The organism is Cupriavidus sp. Met-2 (assembly GCF_049843575.1).
GTDB classification, from domain to species: Bacteria; Pseudomonadota; Gammaproteobacteria; order Burkholderiales; family Burkholderiaceae; genus Cupriavidus; species Cupriavidus metallidurans.
The window spans coordinates 1-5,627 of sequence record NZ_JBBHZL010000036.1; the positions used below are offsets into that span (position 1 = coordinate 1).

2 protein-coding genes and 2 pseudogenes are annotated in these 5,627 nt (G+C 60.0%); 1 reads left to right on the forward strand and 3 read right to left on the reverse strand.

Translation table 11 applies throughout. The features are described 5' to 3' along the window. A pseudogene (locus tag WD006_RS29100) lies at nucleotides 1-380 on the forward strand (site-specific integrase); the annotation flags it as partial. Nucleotides 381-1,113: 733 nt separating this feature from the next. Here WD006_RS29100 and WD006_RS29105 read toward each other — a convergent pair. The 3 genes and pseudogenes from WD006_RS29105 to WD006_RS29115 all read right to left on the reverse strand — a co-directional run. Next, nucleotides 1,114-2,362: pseudogene (locus WD006_RS29105) on the reverse strand (TonB-dependent receptor domain-containing protein); the annotation flags it as partial. Nucleotides 2,363-3,399: 1,037 nt separating this feature from the next. After that, the gene (locus tag WD006_RS29110; protein WP_060784778.1) at nucleotides 3,400-4,467 is read right to left on the reverse strand and encodes a porin; all 1,068 of its coding nucleotides are present in this window, start codon (nucleotides 4,465-4,467) and stop codon (nucleotides 3,400-3,402) included. A gap of 133 nt (nucleotides 4,468-4,600) precedes the next feature. Beyond that, nucleotides 4,601-5,627: glycosyltransferase family 2 protein (locus WD006_RS29115; RefSeq protein ID WP_425648358.1), on the reverse strand; the 1,027-nt coding region annotated here is incomplete at its 5' end.

Below are 5,627 nucleotides of genomic sequence, written 5' to 3' on the forward strand. Positions count from 1 at the left end.
ACCCCGACGCGTCGCCCCTCTATTTGCACGTGCCGGCGAAACCCCAGAAATTGCCTCGCACCATCGACCTTGAGTCCTTTGCCGTCGCGCCGTTGTCAGCATGGCTGGCCATCCGCCGCAAGGCACCCGTCTATGGCGACCTGCTGTTCACTCTGAAGCGCACCGGCACCCCCATCACGTACATGAGTCTTGGGAAGATCGTACGCGAGGCCTTCGATGCCATCGGCTTCGACGCGGTGGATATGAGCCCGCGGATTCTACGCAACACGTACTGCCGGCGTGCCCTCCTCCAGGGGCTGCAGCGTGACGAAATCACGCGACGCCTCGGACTATCGAGCAATCGGACAGCGGACCGCCTCGCCCAGACTCTCCGCCGATAGCATGCTGAGCTTGCGCTTTTCGCGGATGGTGTGATCTTGCCAAATTGAATGCGCCTGCTCCGCGAGACAAGGTCAAAGGAAATCCGCGATCAGCCGCATCATAGCACTCGCCACCAAGCCGCTACCGGCATCGACCAGGAAGCCACTATGCCCCGCAGGGGCACAGTGCCGCGCCTGAGCTTAACAGGATCGTAACGCACGCATCATGCTTGCGTGAGGCACGGCCAGCTACAGTGTTCGCAGGCTGGAGAAGCCGTGCATAAGCGCGGCAAAGAAAACCATGATGATCCTACGATGCATACTAGTGGCCGCTGCCGTGACCTTGTTGGCCTCGCATGCCCTGGCGCAGGCCGCCCCGGCCGCACCGTACAGCTTGAGCGTGGCTGTTATGCCCAGCAGGTCCGAGGCGTACAGCCACGTGGCGCCCCACAAGGTTAAGACGTGCGGCGATGGCGCGAACGCAGGAAGATACCTGTCGTCTTCTGAGGGTGCCCCGCTGTAGCCGCCCCGTGGTAACCGAGTCACGGGGTTGTGCTTCGTTATATCTTCCTTTACCTGAGATGGCAAGAGGTGACCGGCCAAGCCTGACATTCGGGCTGTCTGTCATTGGATGCTTCGCGACTCCAGCCCCACTGCCCCGTGCTCCTGCGGCGGAACGGACACACCATCGGCTATCCGGTCCTCAATAGCGAATCCGACGGATGACAAGGCAAGGAGGCCTTGCCGTGCATTTTCACCAGCGATGCTGATACATCGCCCTCAGCGTGATGCCAGCCGCAGGGAAGGTGACTCGTGTTGTTGCTGTTGCGCAGCAGTTGACTGTAGAGCGGGTAGTAGTAGCGGTTCAACAGGTTCTGAATGCCGACCGTCACGGTGTCCACACAGTTCAGGCGATAGTCGTGGCCGGCGACGAACGTGGCCTGCAATCGGTTGTTCCACTGCGGCACCGGGCGAAACTGCGGATGCCCGGCCAGCTTGAGCGGGGGGATGCGGTAGCCGGTCATTTGCTGACTACTGGCGCCCTGCGGCGTTTCACGTCCACGCATCCATGTGAAGGTGCCACCCGCACCCCAGCGCTCATCGTTCGAGGCGTACTCGGCCGATGCTTCCACGCCAAGGATCTTCTCCGCGGTGCGGGTCAGGATCAGCCCGTTGTTGAACCCCTCTGCACATCACCGAGATCGGAGGTCGTGTAGAACATCGCCAGCGAGCCAAGCGTATTGCCGAATGCACCGCGCCACCCGAGCTCGTAGTTGTTGGTCTTGACCGGTTGCAGATCAGACGAACCGACATTGAATCCTGCGCGCGCGTTCCGAACCTGCAGACCAATGTCGGGCAGATTGAAACCCTGGCTGGAGGCAGCGTAAAACTCGCGTTCCTCTACCGGTTTGAGGGCGACGCCAAGCTTGCCAAGCACTGCGCTGTAGTCGACCGCCCCCCCCCGCTGACGGTGGCAGGACTGGCCAGACGTGATTGCGACAGACCGGCGCGTGCGCTTGACGGCCTGCAACTGGCCGACCAGAACCAGATCCGCAACACGCTCGTGAATCTCGAGTATGAGCATCGCTATCTGCTCGGCAGTCTGGTGTCGGCGCAGTCTACTACCGCGACTACTACAGTCCCTTTACGCCATTCGACGCGCGGGCCGTTCCCACGCGCGGCGGTAACGTTCTGCCCGCGGGTAGCCTGGCCACGCGTGGGTCGGAGGCATAGCGAGTGTGGCCCTGGCTTGGCTCCGGCGCGAGCCGCTGGCCGTTCGCATCGTAAGAATTCCCCATATGGCGGGCGCCGACGTCGAAGGCATAGCCGAGCATCCCGCTGCTGCCGGCCAAATGCTGCTGCACGTTGGCGCTCAGACCGTCGGCACGCAAGCGCGACAGCGGCGTGGCCATCGAGACGGTCGTGTCCGCGCGTGGCTCCCCTCCCGCAGGACGCGTGGTGATCGAGACGATCCCGCCTGTGGCGCCACCACAATAGATCGCGTTACTGCCGCGCAGCACTTCAACGCGCTCGACCAGGGCAGGGTAAAAATTTGCGTGGCGATCACGGTCACACCGGGATAGGAATGGGGACCTGCAGGGCGTCCCCCACACGGACGGTGATCAGTGAAGCGCGAAATTTCGGTGCTGCCATCCGGCAGGGTGCGTGTGCCGACGGGCAATAGTTGCGGCAATGCGGCTAGCAGGCCAGCGGTGTCATCGGCACTAAAGACACTGCTGACATGCAACTGACCCGTCGCTGCATCCGCCACGCGCACCGGTTGCCGTCGATAGCGCGATACTTCCGCGGCCACGGCGTACAACGGCGCGTCATTGAAGACCAGCTTGCCCTGATGCCCAAGCCAGCGCCACCGTCAGGTACACCGGAGCGGCGGGCGCTACGGTTCCACGCTTGCCAAGCCTGGCGCCCAGTCCAGCCGACAGGCGAGCGACCCGCTCGGTGACACCCAATAGCCGGTAGCGATAACCAGGGCCGCGCACAGGCCGATCACCCCGGCTTGCCGGGCTTTGGCTCGCCCAAGGTGACGCCTATCCGGTACATCGGTGGGCGAGCTGTCGGCCAAACCACGCAGACGCGCGGGATCGGATCTGGTGAGGTTCTAGTGGGAGGACAGTTGCTCCAAATGGTCACGCAAGTGCCGCACCGCCCGAATCATGTACTTCTCGACCATAAGATGCCCAGTCGTTCGGAAAGAGGGTCGACGAGTGTCCGCTCGTCACGACTGCGTTCGGTTCGAAAGGATCCGTTGCAAGCGCGCGGCCGCTGCAAAACAATCGCCCCGTGATCCTGTCGCTCTTCAGGATTCTTGAGTGTGTATCACGCTTGCTCGCCGGTCTTTGCGCTCGTATTGCAAATACTCATTCCAGATTATTTGCAAATCCCTTTCATCACCGAATGTCGGAATATGGCAGTTCCTCTCCAAGTTTCATCACTACTTTCTAAAAAAAAGAGCCCCCGATTTGGAGGCTAAAAGCTCTCTTGTTGTTAGCAAGGGAGTGTCGATCTGGAAAGGATTCGATTAGAACTTGTGGCGTACGCCGATAACCGCACCAACCTGGTTCTTGCCCGGCGCGACACTGGTAGGCGCACCCGAAAGCGAGTTGTAACCATTCAGACCGAGCTGCGATCCGTTCTTGTTCCTCGCATAGGCAACGTTTAGGTAAACGTCCGTGCGTTTCGAGAAGGCGTGGTCGGCAGATACCACGAACATGAGAGGATCGGCACCGGAGTTGCGCGTGTCGGTGTAATATGCAGCGCCCGTCAGAGTCATCGCCGGCGTCATGCTATAGCGCAGCCCGGCCCAGTACAGATTCGCCCGGTTGGCCGCCAATGTGCCGGCATTGCCGTTGAACCAACGATAGCCAAGGAAGGCCTTTGCCGGTCCGAAAGCATAGCTGGCCCCCACCAATGCACGACGATCCTTTCGTTCGTCAGTTGCAACCGTGGATCCTCGAAACTCGTCATAGACTGCCCCAACAGCAAGACCGCCGGTTTCGTACATCAACGAGACGCCGATGTTTCGATCAACCTTGAAGTTTCCTGGGACCTCGCCGCCGCCCGTTCGGCTGAAGCTGTAAAGCGCGCTGGCGGTCACGCCACCGAACGTCCCACGATACTTGACCGAATTGTCGGCGCGGCCAGCGAGAATGTCATCGCTTCGATACAGCGAATATCGCGGCGCAAAACCCATCGGATCAAGTTGCAGTCCAGTGTCGTAGATTGGGGTTGTTTGGCGACCAAGAGTCACCGTGCCAAACTTGCTGCCTAGACCAACCAACGCAGACCGATCAAAGAGTTTAGGACTGTTGTTCAGAGCACCGGTATCAAGCGAAAATCCGCTCTCGAGCTCGAAAACAGCTTTTAAACCACCGCCGAGATCCTCGCTGCCACGCAACCCCCAACGCGACGTCGACATATTCCCAGAACTCATACGAACCAGGTTCGATCCATTGCGAGCAGACGGCGCATTGCTGAGATACTCGATACCCGCATCCGCCACGCCGTAAAGCGTCACGGTTGATTGCGCGTATGCAGTACCCGCGATCAAAGTGGCTGCCGCAGCAACTACTCCACGTCGAACTTTCATTTCAAATTTCTCCTTCAAAGTTAGGCCCTGCAGTGATCCGGAGAATATGAGATCGAAGATTACGCATACCTTGCGGCGAGATTACTGATGTTGAATGACAACATCATTGGGCTAATTTGGCGTTTACCACTATTTACCATCGCCAATCAGAATGGTTTTTTGGAGGAGGGTATGCTGTGTTTATGGGAAGCGGGTTGTCACCCCGTTTGATTGGTACGGTGCGCTGAGGTCCCCCTCTTTGCCAAGCTGCATCTTGGACCGTTCTACGCGGGACGCCCTCCTCCATCGACACATCTCTTGCGGGTGTGTAGCCCGCGATCAAATACAGCGGTCGACGTTTGGATTCGTTGAACAGGCGGCCCAAGTACTCCCCAAGGATGCCGAGAAAGAACAGCTGGAGTCCGCCAAGCATTAACACGACGGTCATCAGGGACGGATAGCCCCGCACCGGATCGCCGAACAGCAACGTCTTGCCAACGGTGTAGAGCGCCATGCCAAATGCCGGGACGGCGACGAGCAAGCCGACCGACGTGGCGATCCGCAGCGGAATGGTCGAGAATCCCGTGATGCCATCGATAGCGAACTTCAACAAGCGGCGGTAGTTGAACTTCGTTTTTCCCGAGGCGCGCGCATCCCGGTCGTAGAGGATAGAGGTCTGGCGGTACCCAATCCACGCGTACAGGCCTTTCATGAAGCGGTTCTGCTCGCGGAGCTGGCCGATGGCCGCGACCGCGCGCTGGCTCATCAGACGGAAATCGCCGGTGTCGGCGGGGATGTCGATGTCACTCACTTTCCCCATCAGGCGATAGAAGCAGTGGGCCGTGGATTTCTTCAGGAAAGATTCGCCCTCCCGGGTCCGCCGGGTCGCATAGACGACATCGAAACCTTGCTCCCACTTGTCAAGCAGGACGGGGATCAGTTCCGGCGGATCCTGCAGATCGGCGTCGATGACGACGACGGCGTCACCGCACGCGACATCCAGGCCCGCGGTCAATGCGGCCTCCTTGCCGAAATTCCGGCTCAATTCGATGATGCCGACTGTCTCATCGGCGCCCCGTATTATCCTGAGCACCTCGAGGGTCCGATCCCGGCTTCCATCGTCGACGTAGATGACCTCCGATGCATAGGGAAGGCTTTCCAGGACGGCACCGAGGCGCGCG